Source organism: Meishania litoralis, from assembly GCF_042611095.1.
Taxonomy (GTDB): domain Bacteria; phylum Bacteroidota; class Bacteroidia; order Flavobacteriales; family Flavobacteriaceae; genus Meishania; species Meishania litoralis.
This window is the reverse complement of sequence record NZ_JBHFPV010000002.1, coordinates 583,128-606,717: the sequence shown is the minus strand read 5'-3', so window position 1 is coordinate 606,717 and position 23,590 is coordinate 583,128. Positions and strand designations below refer to the sequence as shown.

Sequence of the window (23,590 nt, the reverse complement as noted above, 5' to 3'; positions counted from 1 at the left end):
ATACCTATACTTTTACTTTTATACCTTCTTGTTTCAATATATTATCCAGTTCTTCGGAATGATACATAATAGGTATTTTAAGATATAAGCCTGTTCCTTTACCTTTTTCGCTTTCAATATGCCAACTCCCTCCCAATTTATCGATTCGAGAACTTATGTTGCGCATACCAATGCCCTTTTTTCGTTTTTTCAAATCGAAACCTTTGCCGTCATCGATAATCGAAATATCGAGTAAATCATTTACCGCTGCAAAGTTAACCACTAAATTATTACTTTGTGCGTGTTTTACTACATTTTGAATACTTTCTTGAACAATTCGGTACAGATTTATTTTGATGTCACCGCTAAGACCGTCCCACTTAACTTGGTTGTCATGGTTGAAGGTAGTATTTATTTCCGATACATTTTCTGTGGTTTCCATAAGGTTTTGAATCGAATTGATAAAGTTCGGCATATCACTATAAGCCGTGTTGCTCAATTCATGCGAAATGGAACGTATTTCCCCCTCGATATTCCTTAAAAGTTCAAGGGCCTCTTTTTTTTGCCCTAAGGCCTCATCGTCCGACTTTTTATTAAGGCCGGTCAAGACCATGCGTGCACCCAACATTTTGCCCAAGACCCCATCGTGCAATTCTTCGGAAATTCTTTTTTGCTCCATTTTCTTGCCCTCATCGAATTTTTGCTGCTGAGAGAGCATCAAGTTGAAAATTTCTTGGTTGGCCGTTTGCTGGGCCCGTTGAAACCTTAATTTTTGGTTCTTTCGGCGCTGGTCGATTACTAAGTACCCTAAAAAGGCCATGACCAATACACCAATGGCAATACCGGCCCACAGACGCTTTTCTTTGGTAAGTGTTTCGTTCTCGGCAATAAACTCATCGGTCTCAAAGCGGATCCGGGCAAACTTGTCGCGCAATTTACGTTCGGCCAATTGCAGGCTGTCGTTAAGGTTAATGTATTCTCTTGTATAATTTGTGGCATTTTGCGGATCGACGCGGGTCAATAGCTGCAAAGTTTCCAATAAACGTTCGTTGTTTTCAATCTGAGCGGCATATTCTTTGGCTTTTTGGGCATGCGATAATGCAGTGATAGAATCTTGCTTACCCAAATAATACTCAGCAAGATAATAATAACTACCGGCCATACCTGTGAGGTCCCGAATACTATCCCTTGTTCGAAGGGCTTTCTTTAATAACCCTTCGACACCCACAATATCACCTGACTTATATTTACTTTCAGCTAAATTGTGCTGGGCCCTAGCATATAGGTCGGGCTTGGATTTTTTCAAAACATCTTGTTCTGTAATTTTGCTGAAATAAAAAATAGCCTGCTTATAATCACCCATTTCCATATAGACCACCCCCAAATTATTGTTTTCAAAGGCTTCGAAAGTCTTTTTGTTTTCTAACTTTTGAAGATAGTAGTTGGCGGTATTATAATAATCCAATGCGCGATCAAATTCCTTTAGATCTTTGGCTATGACCCCCAAAAGGTTATAACAGCTATATAAATCCTCATTGGCATCTAACGGTTTTAAAAGCTCAATGGCCTTGATGGTATTTGCTTCTCCACCCACATAATCCTTAACACTTTGTTGAATATTGGCCATAAAAAATAAAAACTTTGCGGCATTCAATTGATCGTTCAAACTGGCAAAGATTTTTTGGGCCTGGGCATAGTGGTAATAAGCACTGTCTTTTATGCCTTTTTTTTCAAAAAAATAAGCCAGGTCCCAAGTGCGCCTTGCCACGTTGGCCGAATCCCCTATGGAAATCCCAATCGATTTTGCCATTTTATTCGACTTTCTAAATTCGACCGAATCATCCAACATTAAAAACGACCATTGTATTCTCGAGAAGTATTTCAGTTTTACAGTGTCATCGGATTTTCCGGTTGCCGCTTCTCGCGCTCTTTTCAGTAGGGTCAATCGCTCCGAATTAGATTTTTGATTGTCAAGACTGTTCTCGATCCAAATCAAAACACTATCCTGGGCTACATTTTGCGCATCCGGTTTGGAATGATGTCCTTGTTTTCCACATGAATGTAATAGATATAAAAAGCAGATAGCCAATAACTTGGCATTATCAAGGCAATTATATGTTTTGGTCACAAAGTACATTTACTACAAGATAGAAAAAAAGCCTTAAATGGTCTATTTAAGGCTTTACATTTTAGGAGAAATGTGTTTTATTGACCACCACTACCATTGCTAGTTTGTGTCTGATCTTTATCATTGGCATCAACGTCTTGTAAATCATATAATGCTTGTGTTTCTTCTACACTGCTTTCAGGTTGGCAAGAAAACATACCCAATGCCATCAATACTACCGCAAAAATACTTACTGCTTTTTTCATCTTCATTAAAGTTTAAAAGGTTATTAACTAAAAGGTCAATGTTCTGTAGCTAAACTAACTTTAGTCTGAGAAAAGGGTAGGTACCAAAAATAAATACGAGTGAACAGGTGTATTTTAAGAGTGTATGAACCCAGTTTGAAAGAATCGGTTCAATTATAGGATGAGATTGACTTTTTTGACAACATTTTTTTCAACCCGTCTATGTTGCCACGATAACCTTTTGAGAAAGGTAGTTGTTTGGGTACATCTTTTAACGAGCAAATGTTCTTGCCGTAGTTGATGCGTGAGATATAATCTGTATTTACGATATAGCTCTGGTGAATTCTCACGAAGTTTTTGGGCAATTGGCCCTCAAAAGACTTCAAGGTCTTAAAGGCATTGGTGACCGACCCATCTTTCATAATGAATTCAGTGGTATTGTTGTCAGCTTTTAGGTATAGAATTTCACTGGTGTCGAGATATTGAAAATCGCTGTACGATTTTAAACAAAGTGTATGTGATTCTGCAGGTTTTGGTAGTTTCTTTTTCAGGCGTAACAACGATTTTCTGATGTCAAACTCATTATAGGGCTGTAGCCAATAGTCGAAGAAATCATTCTTGATGGCGTCATAGGCATAGGCCTTTGTCTTGGCCACGCCGATAATTAGCGGTATATCTTTAACGTAAAGGTGCATTTCGACCACCATCTGAAAATGTGCAGAAGCATCTTCATTGAGGTTGATAATAACCAGATCAGGCGAATGTTTTAGAATTTGATTCAGTCCGGTTTCGCTATTTTGCGCTAGACCACAGTGTACAAAGTCGCCATATTCCTCCAAATAGTGTCGCAGTTGCAAGTTGGAGGTGGCATCGGAATCGATTATGGTATAAGAGTATTCCAAGTACCTGAATTTGTTGTTGCAAAGTAGTGATAGTAAATTAAACCGGACACTAGTAAAACCTTCTAAATAAAAAGGTTTTTTGTTATAATGCGTTGAAAATGAACATTTTTGAAAGAAAAAACTTTCAATTTTAAGACTTTCTGAGACGGTCTATTCTTTTGGGGCATTTTGATAGGCCCCGATATCGGGTGATGGTGTTCGGTCGATTCCTAAGATATCGAAGGGCACCAAGATGGAATAATCCATTGAGGCATTTGCCTTGCCGAACGACGCTTCCCCGATTCGAAAATCGTTCATTTTTGCATCCCAAAAATCGGCATCCTCATTAAAAAAAGGTTGCTCAAAATGTGACGAATCTTGAAAATCGTAGAGTGGGTTTTCAGTAAAATTTCCATTGGGGTCCCTGAACTTGATCATGCAATGTGAAAAGTAGTAAGCAAAGGTGTTCGTTCCGTTGGAACGAAGGGCGAGCTCAAGGTTGGTATTTCCGTCAATAATGCAATTCAAGAACCGGGCCTGTTCTAGGTCGGCCGCGACCTCACCACTCTGCCCAATGGCATAATTGTCCAATTCGAGGGCAGCCCCCGACCGAAAACCGTTCTGCCAATAGTTTGCAATGGTCGAATGCGTGAAACTATAATCACCGCCGTTGTTCAGGTAGAGGGAAATATGTCCCGAATTTCCCAGCACACAGTTCTCACCGATGATCGATGTTGTTTTTCCCCAAAGGTTAATCAAAGCACAATTGTATAACCGGCTATTATTAAGGGTTAGGGTAGGAGATTCATTAAGGCCCTCGACATACAGACCAATGGTGGCATTTTTAAGGGTCAAGTGTTCGATGGTATTATCGATACTGCCCTGCGAGAGCCAAATCGCGCCCCATTGCCCAGTAATGTCGTCGAATTCAGGTTCAAGACGGTCTCCCTCGAAAACTACCTCGTTTTCCATTAAATCCTCATCAGAACTGAGAGTGCCATTTATCTTAATGGAGGCATTTTTAGAAACAAAGATGCCTGAATCTTTGTGAAAATGGACACGGCTTCCGGCTTCAACAGATAGCACCTTGTCTTCTGGTACAGCGGCATATCCGTAGATTACATAAGGCTTCTCGTTTGTGAAAGTCAATTGGTCGTCTTCAAGGTAGAACCCTTCGACCCGAATTTCGTTTCCTTCGTTATCCAGGTCGATCGGGACGGTTTCTTTCTTTCCATCGGCAAGTGTTCGTGGGAAAAGAAAAATCGCATCACGAACCAGGGTAACGAGTTGCACTTGTTGTAAATAGTCGCCAGAATCAAACTGTAGGGCGTCGGTATATAAAAAGGAATTTAGCCCCGAGGCACTTATATCATGCGTGGTCTCAATGAGTATGAAGAGGCTGTCTTCGGCAAAAATGGGGATATTGCGAAATTCCTTTCCGGCAACTCCATCGACGTTAAGTCGATAGTCACTGCTTTGACCTTTTGCCAATCGTATCGATGGAATCTCGATATCGTCGCGTGTACGGTTATAAACTTTTAGGGTATAGGTGCTACTAGCGATATTCGTAAAGATCGTATCCAAAAAAACGGTGTCTTTCGAGAATTCGAGGTTTCCGGCGCTAGGGGCATACTCAAGATCTTTACGGCACGAGGCCCAAAGAACGAGTAGAACGGCCAAAGGCAAAACATAGGTATACCTGGGCATCGTATCGCATATTGACTTTAAGAAGTTTGCCATATTTGTAACAGCTAGGCCTGCGCTTCGAATAGCTTCTTGACCGCATCTGGAATTCGCATCGGTCTTTGTGTTCTGGCGTTCAAAAGACACCATTCTGTAGTTGAACGCAATAAAAGTTCATTTGTTTTGTCATTGTGCATTTCGACAACGCGTTCAGACAGCGCACCTTTACTTTTGGCAATAGAGGTGTTTATTCTAATGGTATCGCCGAGTTTTGCGGCACTCTTGTAAGAAATATGATGGCTCATGACTACCCAGATGCTTTGTGAACGTATGTCTTCAGGGGCAACGGACGTCCAATGTTCTTTTGACACATCTTGGATCCACTGTACGTAGCGTACGTTGTTGACGTGTTGCAGGTCGTCGAGGTCGTCGTCTCGTACCGTCAACAATTTCTCGAAGTCGTTCATGGGTTACTTTTTTAAAATCTTGACTTCGAAGAGTTTGTCCCAGTTCTTTCCGGTCACAAAAAAGGTCTTTCGCTCGGGGTGATAGGCTACACCATTGAGAACATCGAGTTTTTCGTGTTGGGTAACCTTTTCTTTGAGTCCGCCAAAATTTATGACCCCTTCAATGGCACCACTTGAGGCGTTAATGATCATCATACTTTCTTTCTGATATACATTGGCGTACAACTTTCCATCAACGTACTCCAATTCGTTCGCTTTGTTGAACAGCGACTTGTTGGTAACGATCTGAATATATCCTTCCTCGATCAAGGTATCTGGGTTCAGGAGCCATATTTTTTCGGTTCCATCGCTTTTGTAAATGGTCTTCCCGTTATTGGTGAGCCCCCAACCTTCCTTGCTTTCGCCGTATTGAAAATTGTCCAGTTTTTTGAAATCCTTTAGGTCGTAGATGAACCCGGTGCGGTTTTGCCAGGTCAGTTGGTATATTTTTCCATCCATGATGGTAATTCCCTCTCCAAAATAGGTATCGTCCAGGTCGATTTGCTTAAGTACCTTACCGGACTTATAGTCGACTTTACGTAGCCATGAAGTCCCCTTATGGCCCGTACTTTCATATAAAGTGTCATTGTGAAATTCGAGCCCTTGGGTATACGCCTTTATATCGTGTGGATATTCGTTGACGATTTCATAAGTATATATTTCAGGTGTTTTGGCCGAAAGAACCCTTATTTCTTTTGATATTTCGGTGGACCCATCTTCGTGTTCAATCTTTGCCGTCAATGTTTTATTGCCCAGCGATTGAACATCGAGCATGATCTTACCATCTTTTTCAGGTAATGTTTTCGTGTCGATCGAATAGGTTATTTTATTGATTTCTTTATCCTTTGAATTCACTACGGATACTTCAACGGCTTCATTTTGTTCGAATTGATTTCCATCGGTCCGAAGCTCGAAAAGTTTGGCATTTTCATTTCCTCCGCAAGCTAAAAAGAATAGCATTGAGGTATTTAGCAAAAAGAATTTACCCATGTTCATGAAGTGCAATTTACGGTTAGCATATAGCTTTTTGGTGTTCATGCGGCAAATTAAAAGATTAAATTTACAATGTAAAAACATTGGGAAAGTTTTAAAACATCGTATCTTTGTGCTTGGCAAGTCCTACACGACCAGCTCCTGTAGAATCCCCCAGGGTGGGAACGCAGCAAGGGTATATGGTTGTAGCGGTGCGATGTAGGTAGCTTGCCATTTTTTGTGCGCTGGATTTTGATTTCAGCTCCTTTCGATTTTCAGACAGACACTTTATCACACCATCTTTTATTCGTTATTTTGTGCTGAACTTGACCTAAAATCGGCTCGAGTCTACAAGCTTATGAAACATAAAGTCGTACTCATTACCGGGGGGTCATCGGGCATCGGAAAGGCCATAGGATTCTATCTTAGATCACAAGGGTTCACGGTTTACGGCACGACCAGAAACCTTGGCAACTACCCTGATTTCGATGTTTTTGAACTGTTGCAGCTCGATGTTAGGGTGCCCGAATCGATAAAAGAAGCTATCGATCTGATCATTTCTAGGGAAGGAAGACTCGACGTTCTCATTAATAATGCCGGTGTCGGTATCACGGGCCCCATCGAGGAAACCCCACATGAAGAGATCTTGAATTCATTTGACATTAATTTCAATGGCCCATTGCATATGATAAAGGCGGTTTTGCCCCAAATGCGGAGGCAAAAGTCGGGACTGATAATCAATATTACTTCCATTGCCGGTTATATGGGTTTGCCGTTTAGGGGTGTTTATTCGGCATCAAAAGGTGCAATGTCTTTGGTTACCGAGGCCATTCGCATGGAAACAAAAGGTTTCGGAATTCATGTGACCACTTTGGCACCAGGTGATTTCGCCACCAATATAGCCGCCGGCCGATACCATGCGCCCATCGTTAAATCGTCACCTTACGAAAATGCTTACGCCAAGACTTTGCAAATGATCAATGACGATGTCGACAATGCCAAAGATCCGATCATCGTGGCCGAGAAGGTGCTTGAGATAATAAATACTGATAGACCAAAGGTGCATTACAAGGTCGGGGCGTTCATGCAGAAATTTTCACTTGTTCTGAAATACCTGCTTCCTGATAAAGTGTACGAGAAACTGCTGTTAAAGCATTATAAGTTGTAATTTTCGCGAACGAAAGAACCCGAAATAGAATCAAACCCTAAAAAATCAAAAGAAAAGATGAAATTTTTTATAGACACGGCGAATCTGGATCAAATAAGGGAAGCACAGGCACTTGGTGTTTTAGATGGCGTTACTACCAACCCTTCGCTTATGGCAAAGGAAGGCATTACCGGAAGAAATAATATTCTTAAGCACTATGTCGACATCTGCAGTATCGTTGATGGCGATGTCTCGGCAGAGGTAATCGCGACCGATTTCGATGGAATGGTAAAAGAAGGTGAAGAATTGGCCGACCTACATGAGCAGATCGTCGTAAAAGTACCGATGATCAAAGATGGGGTAAAGGCCCTTAAATATTTTGGAGACAAGGGTATTCGTACAAATTGCACATTGGTTTTTTCACCTGGGCAAGCATTGTTGGCCGCAAAGGCAGGTGCTACCTATGTATCACCTTTTATCGGCCGCTTGGACGATATTTCGACCGACGGCCTGAACCTGATAGGCGAGATTAGGCACATTTACGACAATTACGCTTTTGAGACACAGATTTTGGCGGCTTCGGTACGGCATACGATGCATGTAATCGATTGCGCTAAATTTGGTGCCGACGTAATGACAGGGCCTTTATCGTCGATCGAGGGTCTATTGAAACACCCATTGACCGATATCGGTCTTGAAAAGTTCTTGGCAGATTATAAGAAGGGAAATTAAACAGAAACTATAGAATGCTTGAAAGATCTAGACCTAGGCCTTGTTGCTTAGGTCTTTCTTATTAAATCAAAAGGAGGCATACATATCTGAGAAGGCATCAACGATTTTAGCGTCTTCGGTAATGATGCATTTGTTCGGATGGTCGATGATCAAAGTTCTTTTTAACGTAATGCCATCGTTGGACCAAAACTGAAGATTTTCGTCGAGGTTCTCCCTAGCCAATAACCCCTTCCAGGTTACTTCATCCGAAGCGGTACTGATGCCGACAAATGTATATTGGGGATTTTCCTTCGATAAGACCGAAACACGATTTGTTATATCCTTATAATGTTTCTTATAGGTAGCTGACCAAAAATAGAAAACGGCCTTTTTGCCTTTGGCAATATCATACAGAGAAACAGTTTCGCCTTCCACGTTTTTTACCTTAAGATTTGGGAGCTCCTTATTGGGCTGTATACTGCGAATACCTTCGTATAGGTCGTTTATCTCTTCAATATGCCTATTGTTTCCCGAAAGTTGATGAAATTCATCGATAAAGAGGGCATTGTTTTCTTCTTTGTCCCTAGACTTTAAGAGGTAATAGACGGCCACATTTCGAAATAAATTATCTTTGAGTTCTTTTTCACGCACAACACTATCGATAAGCTTTAACTTGTGCCTGTTGTAATGAAGCTGGTTCTTGACTATATCATCCTTAACGCCACATTCGTGTGAACAACCCATATAGGCAAGGTTCTCGATATGTGATTTCATGAAGTTGTAATAGGGTCTTAAATAGGTAAATTGTTTGGTGTCGTAAGTAACTTTCTTGCGATAGCCATAGAATTCATCGGTCAGCTTGTGCATTACCGGTTCTCCTGTAATTTTTCTATGCTCGTAGGGGTAACGTTCCTTATAATTATAATAGGTATAATCGATATTGGCTTGAGCAATATCCCTGGCTTCTTCTGAAAGATCTGCCTCTGAGGTCAATTGCTTTAGGGTTTTCAACTTCAGATTTCTTAACGAGTCCATTCTTCTTTCGAAATCCTTTGGTTCCATGGGGTAATAAATAGAGAACAGATCGCGCTCTTCCTCTTCGTTCAAAAGGTACAAGTTGATGAGATAATTGTTTATTTCCTCTCCAATGCCCGAAAAGACCAATGATTCGTCAAAATCGGTCGTATTCAGTCGGGCCATCAAACTATCGCCTTGTTCCAAATAAAGATATTGATATTCCCCAGGATGGAAAAAGTGGTAAAGGCCATTTGAAATGGAGTCAAGGTTGAACGTAAAGCGATTGCTGTCATCCAATTTGGCAGAATCGATAACCACGTCTCCCTTGTACAATACAACGTAGTCATTGGTAGGGTTCACAATCTCACCAGCGAAAAAAACACCGGGGGATTTTTTTTCCTCTTTACCACAACTTGCTAATACGAGAATAAATAGATAGAGTAATTTTCTTGGCATAGACCAGTATCTACTGTGTAACGCTCAAAATTAAGAAACGCGTATAGGTCGTGCTGTTAATAGTGCGTTAAAAATAAGCGGGTTAAGTTAACACTTGTTAAGTAGTGATAGATCTTTTTAAGAATAACCAAATTGTGGGGAAATTGACTTTTTATTTAGTTATTTTTGCACCGATTTTAAAAGAAAGTGCTATGCTGTCTGTTTCAAATTTATCGGTACAATTTGGCAAAAGGGTTTTGTTCGACGAGGTCAATGTATCCTTCACACAAGGAAATTGTTATGGGGTAATCGGTGCCAATGGAGCCGGCAAATCTACCTTTCTTAAAATTTTATCCGGTCAACAAGAGCCTACCTCGGGCCATGTCAACCTAGAACCTGGCAAACGTATGTCGATTTTGGAGCAGAACCACAACGCCCATGATCAATACACGGTTCTGGAAACTGTGGTTATGGGAAATAAACCGCTTTTCTCGATTAAAAAGGAGATCGATGCGCTTTATGCCGATTATAGCGATGAAAACGCGGATAAGATTGGGGAACTACAGGTACAATTCGAGGAAATGAACGGATGGAACGCCGATAGCGATGCTGCAGCCTTGCTTTCGAACTTGGGTATTTCTGAAGAGCTGCACTATACCGTAATGGCAGATTTGGATTCAAAATTGAAGGTTCGTGCCCTTTTGGCCCAAGCACTGTTCGGTAACCCCGATGTTTTGATAATGGACGAGCCCACCAATGACCTTGACTATGAGACCATTAGTTGGCTTGAAAATTTCTTGGCCAATTATGATAATACGGTAATCGTGGTTTCACACGACCGACATTTTTTAGATGCAGTTTGCACCCATATAGCCGACATTGATTTTGGCAAGATGAACTTGTATTCGGGCAACTATACTTTTTGGTACGAAAGTAGCCAGCTGGCAGCGCGCCAAAGGGCCCAGCAGAATAAGAAAGCAGAAGAAAAAGCAAAAGAACTGCAAGAGTTCATTATGCGTTTCAGTGCCAATGTCGCAAAAAGCAAACAAGCGACCTCTCGCAAAAAGATGCTTTCAAAATTGAATATTGCCGATATCAAACCTTCTAGTAGAAGGTATCCTGCGATAATATTCGAAAGGGAGCGTGAAGCGGGAGACCAAATCTTGAATATAGAAGGGCTCACAGCTTCTTCCGATGATGGTGATCTGCTTTTTGAGAATGTCAATATCAATTTGGCCAAGGGAGATAAGGTTGCCGTTATCTCAAGAGATTCTCGGGCAACGACCGCTTTTTATGAAATTCTGAATGGAAAAAAAAATGCCGACAAAGGTTCTTTTCAGTGGGGCATAACAACTACACAGTCGTATTTGCCGGCCGATAATTCGGACTTTTTTACGCAGAATATCAATTTGGTCGATTGGCTTCGTCAATGGGCAAAGACCGAAGAGGAACGCGAAGAGGTATATGTACGTGGATTTCTTGGTAAAATGTTGTTCAGTGGCGATGAGGCCCTCAAAAAGAGCACGGTGCTTTCGGGAGGTGAAAAAGTCAGGTGCATGTTGAGTCGCATGATGATGCTCCGTGCCAATGTACTTATGCTCGACGAGCCTACAAACCATCTTGACCTAGAGAGTATTACCACATTCAACAATTCGCTTAAAAATTTCAAGGGAACGGTACTTTTTACCACCCATGACCACGAATTTGCCCAAACTGTGGCAAATCGTATCGTAGAATTGACCCCTAAAGGCAACATTGACAGGTATTTGACGTTTGATGAGTATATGTCTGACAAGACCTTAAAGGGGCAGCGTGACAAGATGTACGCGGTCACAGTTTGACTTTTGTAGAACCCAAATTCTTACATTATGAAAACCTACAGAATTATTTATGCCGTCTTGGCATTGGCCGTTTTTGCTTGCAGTAAATCTAATGGCATTGAAGACACCCCGAAAGCGATTGGCGCGAGTGCTGATTACACCCTTCTTTTGAGTTCCAATGGTTTATTAAAGGCCCAGCCGCTGAATGCCACGAAGGAAGCTTTGACGATTAACCCTGGGGAAAGCCCTTTTCTCGATAGGGTAATGCCCCAATCTACTTTTAAGAAAGGATCGGTATTGAGCATGTACCAGAAAACCACAGCCTGTGGCGGAGAATTTATGAAATACAATTTTAACGACCATACTTCGACCCTTTTTGAAGTTTTTGCCGATTTGGGAAGTTGTGATTTGAACGTAACTGCCATTGCACATTCCGAAACATCGAATTTCATAGCCTATTCAGTAGGTACAGATGAAGAGGTTGGTCACTTTGTCCGCGTATTGGATGCAACGGGATCTGGCTTTGTCGATGTTGAATTGACCAAGGCGGCGATTCAATTGGCCATTACCAATAATCGCCTCTTTATATTGAACAAAGATGAAGAGGTTACTGGAGAATATGGTATGACCGTGATGGATTTGGCCAGCAATGGCCTGATACGTGATGTGAACCTGGGCTATGATGTCGGTAAAATTTTGGTCGGCAAAGACGGTAATTTAGTAATCGGCTACGATACTTTGCACACTGTAATGAACCCGCAGACGTTTGAGGTGCAATATGTGAATTACCAAAGCGGACTCGAACCAAAATTCGCGAATTCGAATACCGCCCAGTTCGATGCAAACGGAAAATTGTATTATGAACGGCCTCCGATAGGGGAAAGTGCCCAAGCATATATTCCCGCCATTTATGACTTTTCGACCAATACGGGTTACTTGTACATTTATCAGAACTTTTTGACCGGGGAACAAATCGATTTCGAATACGAAATCGGGGATACCACAATGGTGGGGTTCGATGAAAAGAACGGCTTTATGCTAATAGGATATAGAAAGGCAGGCAGTACCACCAAAGGAGGCGTGCTTAGGGTAAAACCGGTACCCGAGCCAGCATTTATCGATAATATCGACGTCGATGGAATACCCTACGACATTTACGTAAAATAAAAAGGGGATTAAAAAATGTACTGGTGTCCTGAATTAATAGGATGCCCTTAACCTCTTAGGCATTAAAATATTTACTGCGCCAAATCTGCGGATTGAAATTCTTGCCCAGTGCGAAGCCGTAAAAAATGACTACTGAAGCAATGCATTTGAACATAAAAAAAAACATAATCATAAACTCCGCCAAAGAACTGTTCTTCGAAAATAACCCTTCTGGCACCATAAGCGTTATAAGATAGCTAATAAAGACCACGAGCAGGGTCAAATTGACGACACTTTTAAAGGGCCACATCAACAACTTCCTTAGTGCATGTAGGTCATTGCCCCACTTATGCACAAGATAATAGAAATCATTGCCCATTGGTATAAAAAGCAAAGGGTCATCCTTATCTTTCAATTTGAACAACTTTGAGGGAGCCATTATTTTGAAACCCGTAAGTTGGCCGCCATGTTTCTTCTCTAGCTCGTTGATTTTTGAGATCGCCTCGACCGGAATCTCACCTTTGAAGTAATTCGAATCTAAAAAACGCAACCGATAGTCGATGCATATCTGCCGGATTACGTCGATATGAAAAATACGGTCTCGTTCGAGTAGTTCATGGTCAAAGGTATTCTCGAACGAGGATCGATGCTGGTCGACCAAATTGTTTTCGATTCTTTCATGTTGTTTCGAGGTGTCCTCAAGAATCTGAATGACCTGTTTGAAAATTGCTTCTTCAGAAGGCCCATTTTTATCCTTGGCCCTTATCAGGCGATCATGAATGTTTGTTTTTCTTAGAATCATGTGGCTTTGATGTGAATTTCAAATTTAGCAATTTCCGAGACACTTGTTTTTAAGCTAAAAATCCGAAATGTTAATATTTTGTTAATTTATATAAAGTACATAGCCGCTTGACATGGATAAGAGCCTATAAAGTGTATATTGCCGATGAACTTTTACTGTTCATCGACACTTAACCGTTTTTAACAATAGCATTACGAGAACATATGCAACGTTTGGCACTTCCCCTATGTTTTTTTTTAATTCTTTTTTCACTGCCCGTCATTGCCCAGACCAATAATTCGAATCCTGAAACATCGATTTTGACAAGTACCGAAAGTTCGGTCAATCACAAGACTTTATTGGCAGCTATGCGCGCAACGGAGCTTGACAAACTTCTAAGTTTTGACGGTCAGTACACGGTTTTCGCTCCTTCCGATAAGGCTTTTCAAGAATTATCACATGCCGAGATTTCGGAGTTGTTGAAACCTGAAAACAGGAAAAAACTGCACGAATTGGTAGCCTATCATATTGTGGCCGGTAAGCTTTCTGCGTCAAAAATTTTAAGGGCCATGTGCAGGGGTAACGGCAAAGCCACTTTTACCACGGTTCAAGGTGAGAAAATTACGGCGACAATGGATGGCATCGATATTGTGTTGACCGACCCTCTAGGCAATCGGGCCAAAATAATAATGGCCGATGCGGATCAATGCAATGGCGTTATCCATGAAATAGACAGTGTAATACTACCGCGAAAAATATAACCTTATCGCAATGTGGCGTTCAACTCGGTTTCATAGCGTTCTTGAAGCCGCTTCATGATTTTGTCTATCTGTTTGTCGGTAAGTGTACTTTTTTCATCTTGCAAGGTAAAACCGACCGCATACGATTTTTTTCCCTCTGGCAGCTTTTCACCGTTGTAAACATCGAACAAGGTAACCTTCTTGAGTAGCTTCTTTTCGGTCTCAAAGGCAATGTCATGTAGTTTTTCGAAGGATACATTCTGATCCAATAAAAGTGCAAGATCCCTTTTGACTTCCGGATATTTCGGTATGTCTTTAACAACTATTTGGTTTCTTTTGGCGATACCCATTATTTCTTCCCAATCCATTTGTGCATAGAGCAGCTCTTGTTTGATGTCGAAATTTTTGAGCAAAGTGTTCTTGACCACGCCATAGCGCACTATTTTCTTATTGCCGATCAATATCGCAAGTCCTTCTGAAAAATAATCATCGTTCAGCGGCTCGGTGCGTGTTGTTGGAATACCTAGCCTTTCTAGCACGATTTCAACGAAAGATTTCAAAAAGAAGAAATTTGACCTTGTACTCGGCATCGACCAACTTTCCTCATGACGATTACCCGTTATGTAAAGTGCCAAATGTTTATTTTCAATGAACCGATTATCTAATTTACGATAGGTGTTTCCGAATTCGAAGAATTTAAGGTTTTGGTTCTTGCGATTAATGTTATAAGAAACGACTTCCAAACCTGTGAAAAGCATTGATTCTCTCATGACCGAAAGATCTGAACTCAGCGGATTCAGCATTTTTATGCCCTGCTCATCAAACAGATCTTTTTTTAAGGCACTGTGATTTGCGGAAGTCAGGCTATTTGTCAAAATTTCGTAAAAACCCCATGAGGCCAAAAGATTGCCGATAACGTTTTGAACTTTGTGATCTTCAAACCTGGAAACCGTTGCAATAGAAGCGTTCAATTTTGTGCCAAAGGCAATATTATTGTACCCATAGACCCGCAGAATCTCCTCGATAACATCGGCTTGGCGCCTAACATCGACGCGATACGAAGGTACTACAAGCCCCATTCCCGATTCCGTGACGTTCTTGACCTTTATTTCCAATGAGGCCAATATGCGTTTGATGGTATCCTTCGGAATTTCCTGGCCGATAAGACGGTTTATTTTATCGAAGGCCAAGAATACCTCATAGTCCTGTTTCTTCTTGGGATAAAGGTCTATGATATCAGATGTAATATCTCCCCCCGCTATTTCCTTTATCAGCAGTGCTGCCCTTTTTAGGCTGTATTCTACATTTTCGATATCGATACCACGCTCAAACCTGAATGATGCATCTGTGTTCAAACCATGCCGCTTTGCCGTTTTTCGGATTGAAACCGGGTCGAAGTAGGCGCTCTCTAAAAAAATCGAGGTGGTATTTTCGGTGACCCCTGAATAAATGCCCCCGAAGACCCCGGCGATACACATGGGTTTTTCAGCATCACAGATCATAAGGTCTTCTTCGTGCAACTCGCGTTCCTCACCCTCTAAAGTCATGAATTTTGTGCCTTTTGGCAGGGTCTTGACAATAATTTTTTTGCCATATATACGATCCGCATCGAATGCATGTAAGGGCTGGCCCAGCTCATGTAATACATAGTTCGTGGCATCGACCAAATTGTTCTTTGGGGTAATGCCAATGGCCTTCAACCTATTCTGCAACCAATGGGGAGAAGGTTGTACGATCAGATTGCTAAGGGTGACCCCACAGTAGCGAGGGGCCAATTCGTTATTCTCTACCGTTACATCGATTTTCAACGAGCGATTGTCCACATTGAAATGACTTGTCGGCGGGGTAATCAGTTCTTTAAAGATTTCTTTTTGCTGCAGGCCGGCCTTTAAATCGCGTGCAACGCCATAATGGCTCATTGCGTCGGCACGATTCGGGGTAAGACCGATCTCGAAGACTTCGTCGTTTTCGATTTCAAAGATTTCAGAACAAGGCGTTCCGGGTTTTATCGCATCATTGAGCACCATAATACCATCGTGGCCATTGCCCAGACCCAGTTCATCTTCGGCACAGATCATACCATGGCTAACTTCGCCTCTTATCTTACCTTTTTTGATGGTCACTGGATCTCCTTCGGAAGGATAAAGCTTTGTTCCGACGGTTGCAACGGGTACCTTTTGCCCCTTGGCAACGTTCGGCGCACCACAAACGATTTGCACCGGTTCTTTTTCGCCGATATCCACCAATGTCAATTTAAGCCGGTCGGCATTGGGGTGTTGCACACAACTGAGAACGTGACCGACAACGACCCCGTTCAATCCTCCTTTTAACGATTCAAATACCGAAACGCCTTCTACCTCCAATCCTAGGTCGGTCAAAAGTTCGGCGGTTTGCTCTGAGCTCCAATCCAGTTTTAAGAATTGTTTCAACCAGTTATATGATATGTGCATGGTTCGTTTTTAAAGGCGGTAAAGATAAAGAATGAACACGTCAAACTTTTTCAATTGGCCACAAAATTACTTGATCGGCCGTAATTTTCGCCGTTTTTTTGTTCTGTATCGGTAGACTGCAAATTTATTAAAAGAACTCGGCCCTAGAGAAAGCAGTTTTCCCAATTGTGCGTCACAAATTTGTATGCTTACAATTATTTGAAAATCGAATAGGTTACGCACTGACATTATTATCGTAATTTTCTCGGAGCGCATGCGACCCATATAAAGCAAAAATGCGATATGAAAAAAATTATCATTCTATTACTATTTCTTTGCGTATCATCCTGCAAAGAACCAAAGAAAATTAAATCTTTGGACGGTATTTGGTTGGCGCAGCTCGAGGTAATGGATGATGAAGTATTGCCTTTTAATTTTAGGTTGATTTCTGACGAGGCGGGACGGTATAAAATGGAGATCTACAATGCAGATGAGGTTATCATTGTCGATGAAATAGAGATTATCGACGACTCGGTTACCGTTAGAACCCCTGTCTTTGAAGGTTATTTGGGAGGCAAGTTTTCGGAAAATACCATGGAAGGCGAGTTCATAAAGGAAAGTTTGGACCGAATCGTTCCGTTTAAGGCCATTCGAGGAGTAAAACAACGTTTCAAAACACGTAACAAACCCATTGGAGAAATATCAGGAATCTGGGAAACCGAATTTAGCCCCGGCACCGAGGATGCTTATTTGGCCAAAGGAATCTTCAGCCAAACCGATAACATTGTCAAAGGAACATTTAGGACCACCACAGGTGATTATCGTTATCTTGAAGGTGTCATGGACGGTGATTCGGTTAAGTTGTCGACCTTTGATGGAGCACATGCCTTTCTGTTCACCGCAAAGGTTTCCGATAGCGCATTAAATGGAACATTCTATTCGGGAAACCACTTTAAAGAACCTTTTGTGGCCGTTAGAAACGAGTTTTACGAGTTGCCTTCCGAAGATTCGTTGACCTACCTAAAAGAAGGATATGATAAGCTGACCTTTTCTTTCCCAGATGTTTCGGGAAAGGTGGTCTCATTGGATGATGGGCAATTTAAGAACAAGGTCGTCGTCGTGCAGATTATGGGTACTTGGTGCCCGAATTGCCTTGATGAAACCAAGTTTCTGGTCACATATTTAAAAAATAATCCGAACCTTGAGGTCGAGGTAGTCGCTCTTGCATTTGAATATGCAAAAACATCTGCCGGGGCCTTTAAAAGTATTCAACGCCTACGCGATAGAATAGGGGTCGAATACCCTATTCTTTTGGCACAATTTGGAACCTCGGACAAGGAAGAAGCACAAAAGAAACTGCCTATGTTGAACCACGTATTATCTTATCCTACAACGATATTTATTGATAGGCAGGGCAATGTTCGTAAAATCCATACAGGCTTTAACGGACCTGCCACAGGTGAAAAATCCGATGAATTCAAAACCGGGTTTGACGCTTTCATAAAAAAACTCTTGGCAGAATAAATCCCGAGAAAGGTCAGATTATGGTAGACTTGCCCAACCATATATTTTCATCGTTCATGGTCAGAATATCGCCGGTATCGACAATATTGTTGGCAATATAGTCGCCCACGTAGTCGGTGCCGTACTTGCTACTGCCCAGAATATCAGATGTGACCACCTCTTTGTTGAAAGACAATAGTACCGAAGAAACGACCGCGTTAGACTCCTCTTCAAGTCCAAAATGCTGCAATAGCAGCGCGACACTGAGAATCGATGCGACCGGGTTCGCAATGTTTTTACCGGCAGCTTGCGGATACGACCCATGCACCGGTTCGAACATCGCGGTGTCTGAACCGATCGAGGCCGAAGGTAGTATTCCTGTGGAGCCCAAAAGCACGCTTGCTTGATCATTTAAGATATCGCCGAAAAAACTATCGGTCAAAATAACGTCAAATCGGCTGGGATCAAGCATCATTTGCGTTGTTGCTTTGTCAATATAAATACATTCCAATGCCACTTCTGGGTAGCTTTTGGCTATCGCCATGACCACTCGGCGCCAAAGTCTAGAGGTTTCGAGCACATTTGCCTTGTCGACCAGCGTTAGTTTCTTGCTTCTTTTTTTGGCAGCTTTGAAAGCCAAGTGCGCTATTTGGCTGATTTCGCCCTCTGAATATTCGTAAAGGTCCGAGGCATGGGTACCATCGCGATCCAATTTTTTTTCACCGAAATAAATGCCATTGGTCAACTCTCTGAAAATCACAAAATCGGTTCCTTTGATAATGTGCCTCTTTAATGGAGAACCGGGGATAAGATGGTGAAACACCTTTATGGGCCTAATGTTGGCATAGAGTCCTAACTCCTTTCGAAGTTGAAGCAAGCCTTGTTCCGGTCTTACTTGGGCATCTGGGTCGTTATCATATTCAAGTGAACCTATCGCTCCGAACAGCACGGCATCACATTCGCGACAGATATCAATGGTTTCCTGGGGTAGGGGACTTCTAGAATCGTTTATGGCCTTTGCCCCGATCACCGCCTTTTTAAATGTGAAATTATGGCCAAAAATGTCGGCCACGGATCGTAATGTTTTTACGGCCTCCGCAAGAACCTCGGGACCGATACCATCCCCGCCCAAAAGGGCAATCTTCAAATGCATTTAGGTAAGGCTTTCGATGTTGATTTTACTGGCCTCTACAATTTCATGGATATCTTCGTCCATGACTTCTTTTTTACGGTCAGCATAATTTAGAAATTCCTGGTAAACGACATCCAACTGCACTTTGGTGAGTTCATACCCGACTTTTTTGGCCCTGTACGCTAGGGCGGCCCTTCCGCTTCTTGCGGTAAGTACAATCGAAGATTCGTTGACGCCGACATCGGCAGGGTCTATTATTTCGTATGTCTCGCGGTTCTTGATGACGCCGTCTTGATGAATGCCTGAACTATGGGCAAAGGCATTGGCCCCAACGATGGCCTTGTTGGGCTGTACCATCACCCCCATTTTCTGGGAGACCATTTGACTGGTGTCGTACAGCAATCGGCTGTTTACGTTGGTGTCCAATCCCAAATCAGGATGTTGCCTCAAAATCATGACCACTTCTTCAAGTGATGTGTTTCCGGCCCTTTCGCCAAGTCCGTTGATGGTACATTCGATCTGTCTCGCTCCGTTGACCACTCCGGCAATCGAATTCGCCGTTGCAAGTCCAAGGTCATTGTGGCAATGGCAAGATAGTCTTGCCTTGTGTATTCCCTTTACGTTTTCTTTTAGATACTTCATTTTCGCCCCGTATTCTTCTGGGAGACAATATCCCGTCGTATCTGGAATATTGAGCACGGTGGCACCTGCCTTGATGACGGCCTCGCATACCCTGGCAAGAAAATCATTATCGGTTCTTCCGGCATCTTCCGCATAAAATTCCACATCCTCTACAAACTTCTTCGCATAACTTACCGCCTCTACAGCTCTTTCGATTATAGCTTCGCGGTTCGAGTTGAATTTGTGTTTAATGTGGGAGTCTGAGGTTCCGATGCCTGTATGGATTCTTGGTCTTTTGGCATTTTTGAGTGCTTCGGCAGCCACCTCGATGTCTTTTTTTACCGCGCGGGTCAACCCGCATACCGTGGCGTTCTTGACAATTTTCGAAATTTGGTCCACAGAGTTAAAGTCCCCCGGACTTGAAATTGGAAATCCGGCCTCTATGATGTCCACCCCCAATTCATCCAGCCGTTCGGCGATGACCAATTTCTGCTCGGTGTCAAGTTTGCAGCCCGGCACTTGCTCCCCATCGCGAAGCGTTGTATCAAAAATGTGTACTATATCTTTACTCATTATATTTACGTAGTTTTAAGACTCGTCTTAACGAAGATATGACCAGTAGGGCGAAGATAGCGAAAGTAGACTTTTCATTTACAATGTTAATGAACTTTTTAGATATAATAATTTACTGGCTTGCAATAACTTAAATACTTTTTTTTACGATGACAAATGCGCATAAAGATGCCCTGTTCATATTGGTAAAATCGCTCTCAAAGTCCGAAAAAAGGCAGTTTAAGTTGTATGTTGGCCGTTTGGGGGTCAATGCCGACGCCAAATTTTTGGCCCTTTTCAATCTGTTGGACAAGATAAAACGATACGATGAAAAAGTAATTCTGGGAAGCGGCATCGTAAAAAAGGCACAGCTTTCAAACCTAAAGGCGCATCTTTACAAACAGATATTGGTCAGTTTGAGGTTGAATCCCGTGAATCAAAACATCAGGGTTCAGATTCGCGAACAGCTTGATTTTGCGACCATTCTGTATCAAAAGGGACTTTACAAACAGAGCCTGAAGATTTTGGATAAGGCCAAATCATTGGCCATCGACAATGAGGAAAAGAACATCGCGTACGAAATCGTCGAGTTCGAGAAAATAATCGAGACCCAATACATTACGCGCAGTATACCTGATAGGGCCGATGAGTTGGCCGTTCAGGCCAAAGAGCTATCCGCCCAGAACGTAATGACGAGCAAACTTTCGAACCTATCGCTGCAACTTTACGGAATGATGCTGAAAATCGGTTATGTTCAGAGCGATGAGGACTATCAGCGCATAAAAAGGTATTTTGAAAGGCATTTACCGAAATACGATATTGAAAAACTGGGTTTTCGAGAAAAGCTATGGCTCTATAAGGCCCATTTATGGTATAGTTTTTTGATTCAAGACTTCCTTTCGTGCTATAAATACTCAAGTAAATGGGTAGATCTTTTTTATGAGCACAAAGATATGATCCAATTGAATCCTGTCTTCTTTTTGAAAGGAAATCATTATTTGCTTGAATCCTTGTTTTATGTACGTTATGCTTCCCAATTTAAAGAAACACTCAAACAATTGGAAGCGGTGGTCGAAGGCTCCGATTTTCCTAAGAACGATAATATTGCTTCCCTGAGTTTTCTCTACATCAACGCAAATCGGCTGAACCAACATTTTTTGGAAGGCACATTTGCAAAAGGACTATACCTCGTACGGATCATTGAGTACGGAATCAACAAGCATAAGGGGCGTATCGATGCCCATCATATTATGGTCTTGTACTATAAAATAGCCTGCCTGTATTTTGGCAATGGCGATAATAAGAACTGTATTGTCTATCTCAAAAAAATCATCAATAACAAGAATCTGAAAATGCGTGAAGACCTTATGTGTTTTGCACGTGTTCTGAGTCTGGTCGCCCATTATGAGGCGGGTATGGACTATCACCTCGAAGTACAGTTGAAAAGTACCTATAAATTCTTGCTTAAGATGAACGATCTGCATGCGGTACAGCGAGAAATGATCAAATTTTTAAGGAATCTGGGCAATATCTACCCTCATGAATTGCAGGAGGAGTTCAGAAAATTACATGCCGAGCTGAAAAAATATGAAGAACACCCCTATGAGCGACGGGCGTTTCTTTACCTTGACATCATTTCTTGGTTGGAAAGCCATTTGGAGAATAAGCCCGTGGCGCAGATTATTCGTGAAAAGTCTATGGAAATTACCCGATAAGTAGGTGAGGAGAGATAGCGGTCATGTTTCACATTTGCTAGAGATCAATCTGGCCATGCTGTTCATAAGCACCTCGGGTGCCTTGGGGCGTTATGTCGATTTGCCCGTACCCATAACGATCGGCATTCGTGCCCTTTTGGCCTTTGCCCTGTTATGGATCTATTGTAGGTGGAAGGGCCTTTCATTTTACATTGAGATCAAGGACCGTCTGCACATTTTTTTGACAGGGGTATTGATGGGCCTGCATTGGATCTTTTATTTCTATTCGTTGCGATTGTCGAATGTGGCGATCGGCATGCTCTCATTGTTCACCTACCCGATACTGACCTCTTTTTTGGAACCTTTGATATTGAAGGTCAAATTGCAGCGTGTTCATCTGCTACTCGGACTTCTAGTACTCTTCGGAATTTACTTTTTGGTGCCCGATTTTGACTTGGAAAACGACTATTCCATTGCGGTTCTATTGGGTATGCTCTCCGCGTTTTTTTATGCACTGCGCAATATATTATTGAAGACAAAAGTGAACAATTACAATGGTTCGGTCTTGATGACCTACCAAGCCGCGATTATCGGTATTCTGTTGTTGCCCGCATTGTATCGGGCCGATTTTGAACTTGTGTTGGGGCAATGGAAAGGATTGGCCGCCCTTGCCTTATTGACCACAGCCATAGGGCATACGTTGTTCTTGAGGAGCTTTCAACATTTTTCGATTACCACAGCCAGTATAATCAGCAGCATTCAACCCGTTTACGGTATTTTGATCGGTGCCTTGTTCCTTTCCGAAATTCCTTCATGGACAACCATTTTTGGAGGAATATTAATACTCGGTTCCGTGATTATCGAAAGTGTCCGCTCTTATAAAAAATAAAAGAAGCCTAAAAAATCTCCCTTGGCGATGCTCTAATTTTGATCTGGATTATCTTTTTCGTTTATTCCCGGGGTACCCATATTGAATTGATCGATGAGGCCGTCTCCGAGCTTTTGAAATTCTTCGCTCCGTGCCATCTCGCGGACCTTCACGGGGTCGAAATTGCCATTGAAATATAGAAATGAACCGCGGGCCGCGTTGTTGTTGTAGATCAATATTTCTTTGACCGCATTTCGTTTTTCCCGTATCGAAACGATATTGCGCTTCAGGTCGTCGTTCTTTCGGTATACTTCGATGAACGAACTTCCGGTAATTCCGTTCATTTGCTTGTTCAAGAATTGAGTTCTCGCAGGTGTGGTACTCGGAAACTGCATATACCGCAAATCTCTCGTGTTGCCGATCAACGATTGCATCTCAGGTGATATGTTGCCGATCAATGACAACATGAACTGGGGTACCCGAATTGCGGTAACCTGGTCATCGTTTTTGTGGGCCTCGTAAAACGAATCTATCGAATTGTACGTACTACAGGCGCTGAGCAGCATGAGACCGCCTAATATCAGTGTTCTTTTGATCATGGTCGTGTGTTTAGAATATATG

Annotated in this window: 20 protein-coding genes and 1 other RNA gene; 9 read left to right on the top strand and 12 right to left on the bottom strand. The window is 42.1% G+C overall.

Annotation, left to right across the window (positions count from 1 at the left end; genetic code table 11):
- Nucleotides 1-4: 4 nt before the first annotated feature.
- The 6 genes from ACEZ3G_RS11775 to ACEZ3G_RS11750 form a co-directional block, all read right to left on the bottom strand.
- Nucleotides 5-2,107 carry a tetratricopeptide repeat-containing sensor histidine kinase gene (locus tag ACEZ3G_RS11775; protein ID WP_432425689.1) on the bottom strand — a complete coding sequence of 701 codons (2,103 nt, stop codon included), beginning with the start codon at nt 2,105-2,107 and terminating at the stop codon, nt 5-7.
- 77 nt (nt 2,108-2,184) lie between these two features.
- The gene (locus ACEZ3G_RS11770) at nt 2,185-2,352 is read right to left on the bottom strand and encodes a hypothetical protein (protein WP_432425688.1); all 168 of its coding nucleotides are present in this window, start codon (nt 2,350-2,352) and stop codon (nt 2,185-2,187) included.
- 149 nt (nt 2,353-2,501) lie between these two features.
- Nucleotides 2,502-3,233, bottom strand: a complete 732-nt coding sequence (locus tag ACEZ3G_RS11765; RefSeq protein ID WP_432425687.1) for a LytR/AlgR family response regulator transcription factor — start codon at nt 3,231-3,233, stop codon at nt 2,502-2,504.
- 150 nt (nt 3,234-3,383) lie between these two features.
- Nucleotides 3,384-4,952 (bottom strand): hypothetical protein, encoded by a 1,569-nt coding sequence (locus ACEZ3G_RS11760; protein WP_432425686.1) that lies wholly within the window; start codon nt 4,950-4,952, stop codon nt 3,384-3,386.
- Between the two features lie 11 nt (nt 4,953-4,963).
- The gene (locus ACEZ3G_RS11755) at nt 4,964-5,362 is read right to left on the bottom strand and encodes an acyl-CoA thioesterase (protein ID WP_432425685.1); all 399 of its coding nucleotides are present in this window, start codon (nt 5,360-5,362) and stop codon (nt 4,964-4,966) included.
- Nucleotides 5,363-5,365: 3 nt separating this feature from the next.
- On the bottom strand, nt 5,366-6,397 hold the full coding sequence (locus ACEZ3G_RS11750; protein ID WP_432426065.1) for a glutaminyl-peptide cyclotransferase: 1,032 nt from the start codon (nt 6,395-6,397) through the stop codon (nt 5,366-5,368).
- Nucleotides 6,398-6,511: 114 nt separating this feature from the next.
- Between ACEZ3G_RS11750 and ffs the strand changes: the two genes are divergently transcribed.
- The 3 genes from ffs (at nt 6,512) to fsa (ending at nt 8,252) form a co-directional block, all read left to right on the top strand.
- An RNA gene (gene ffs / locus ACEZ3G_RS11745) (signal recognition particle sRNA small type) lies at nt 6,512-6,610 on the top strand.
- 121 nt (nt 6,611-6,731) lie between these two features.
- On the top strand, nt 6,732-7,541 hold the full coding sequence (locus ACEZ3G_RS11740) for an SDR family oxidoreductase (RefSeq protein ID WP_432425684.1): 810 nt from the start codon (nt 6,732-6,734) through the stop codon (nt 7,539-7,541).
- Nucleotides 7,542-7,598: 57 nt separating this feature from the next.
- Entirely contained in the window at nt 7,599-8,252 is a 654-nt protein-coding gene (gene fsa / locus ACEZ3G_RS11735; RefSeq protein ID WP_432425683.1) for a fructose-6-phosphate aldolase, read from the top strand.
- A 66-nt stretch (nt 8,253-8,318) separates the two neighbouring features.
- On the opposite strand, the gene ACEZ3G_RS11730 is transcribed toward fsa, so the two are convergent.
- A complete protein-coding gene (locus tag ACEZ3G_RS11730; RefSeq protein ID WP_432425682.1) occupies nt 8,319-9,704 on the bottom strand; it encodes a peroxiredoxin family protein in 1,386 nt (461 codons plus the stop codon).
- A gap of 191 nt (nt 9,705-9,895) precedes the next feature.
- Between ACEZ3G_RS11730 and ACEZ3G_RS11725 the strand changes: the two genes are divergently transcribed.
- Nucleotides 9,896-11,524 (top strand): ABC-F family ATP-binding cassette domain-containing protein, encoded by a 1,629-nt coding sequence (locus ACEZ3G_RS11725; protein WP_432425681.1) that lies wholly within the window; start codon nt 9,896-9,898, stop codon nt 11,522-11,524.
- Nucleotides 11,525-11,551: 27 nt separating this feature from the next.
- Nucleotides 11,552-12,670: a hypothetical protein gene (locus ACEZ3G_RS11720; protein WP_432425680.1), complete on the top strand. Its 1,119-nt coding sequence runs from the start codon at nt 11,552-11,554 to the stop codon at nt 12,668-12,670.
- Between the two features lie 55 nt (nt 12,671-12,725).
- Here ACEZ3G_RS11720 and ACEZ3G_RS11715 read toward each other — a convergent pair whose 3' ends face one another.
- A complete protein-coding gene (locus ACEZ3G_RS11715; RefSeq protein WP_432425679.1) occupies nt 12,726-13,451 on the bottom strand; it encodes a hypothetical protein in 726 nt (241 codons plus the stop codon).
- A gap of 203 nt (nt 13,452-13,654) precedes the next feature.
- Here ACEZ3G_RS11715 and ACEZ3G_RS11710 point away from each other — a divergent pair, with 203 nt between their 5' ends.
- Nucleotides 13,655-14,191 carry a fasciclin domain-containing protein gene (locus ACEZ3G_RS11710; RefSeq protein ID WP_432425678.1) on the top strand — a complete coding sequence of 179 codons (537 nt, stop codon included), beginning with the start codon at nt 13,655-13,657 and terminating at the stop codon, nt 14,189-14,191.
- Nucleotides 14,192-14,193: 2 nt separating this feature from the next.
- Here ACEZ3G_RS11710 and pheT read toward each other — a convergent pair whose 3' ends face one another.
- Nucleotides 14,194-16,620, bottom strand: coding sequence for a phenylalanine--tRNA ligase subunit beta (gene pheT / locus ACEZ3G_RS11705; RefSeq protein ID WP_432425677.1), 2,427 nt, complete (start codon nt 16,618-16,620; stop codon nt 14,194-14,196).
- A 282-nt stretch (nt 16,621-16,902) separates the two neighbouring features.
- Here pheT and ACEZ3G_RS11700 point away from each other — a divergent pair, with 282 nt between their 5' ends.
- On the top strand, nt 16,903-18,123 hold the full coding sequence (locus tag ACEZ3G_RS11700) for a peroxiredoxin family protein (RefSeq protein ID WP_432425676.1): 1,221 nt from the start codon (nt 16,903-16,905) through the stop codon (nt 18,121-18,123).
- Nucleotides 18,124-18,136: 13 nt separating this feature from the next.
- Here ACEZ3G_RS11700 and leuB read toward each other — a convergent pair whose 3' ends face one another.
- Nucleotides 18,137-19,255, bottom strand: a complete 1,119-nt coding sequence (gene leuB, locus ACEZ3G_RS11695) for a 3-isopropylmalate dehydrogenase (RefSeq protein WP_432425675.1) — start codon at nt 19,253-19,255, stop codon at nt 18,137-18,139.
- Nucleotides 19,256-20,428 carry a 2-isopropylmalate synthase gene (locus ACEZ3G_RS11690; protein WP_432425674.1) on the bottom strand — a complete coding sequence of 391 codons (1,173 nt, stop codon included), beginning with the start codon at nt 20,426-20,428 and terminating at the stop codon, nt 19,256-19,258. It lies immediately after the preceding gene.
- 149 nt (nt 20,429-20,577) lie between these two features.
- On the opposite strand from ACEZ3G_RS11690, the gene ACEZ3G_RS11685 reads away from it, so the two are divergent.
- Both ACEZ3G_RS11685 and ACEZ3G_RS11680 read left to right on the top strand, forming a co-directional pair.
- Entirely contained in the window at nt 20,578-22,122 is a 1,545-nt protein-coding gene (locus ACEZ3G_RS11685) for a hypothetical protein (RefSeq protein ID WP_432425673.1), read from the top strand.
- A gap of 4 nt (nt 22,123-22,126) precedes the next feature.
- Nucleotides 22,127-22,990: a DMT family transporter gene (locus ACEZ3G_RS11680; RefSeq protein WP_432425672.1), complete on the top strand. Its 864-nt coding sequence runs from the start codon at nt 22,127-22,129 to the stop codon at nt 22,988-22,990.
- A 32-nt stretch (nt 22,991-23,022) separates the two neighbouring features.
- Here the strand turns inward: ACEZ3G_RS11680 and ACEZ3G_RS11675 are convergent, their stop codons facing one another.
- A complete protein-coding gene (locus ACEZ3G_RS11675) occupies nt 23,023-23,568 on the bottom strand; it encodes a DUF4252 domain-containing protein (protein WP_432425671.1) in 546 nt (181 codons plus the stop codon).
- Between the last annotated feature and the right edge of the window lie 22 nt (nt 23,569-23,590).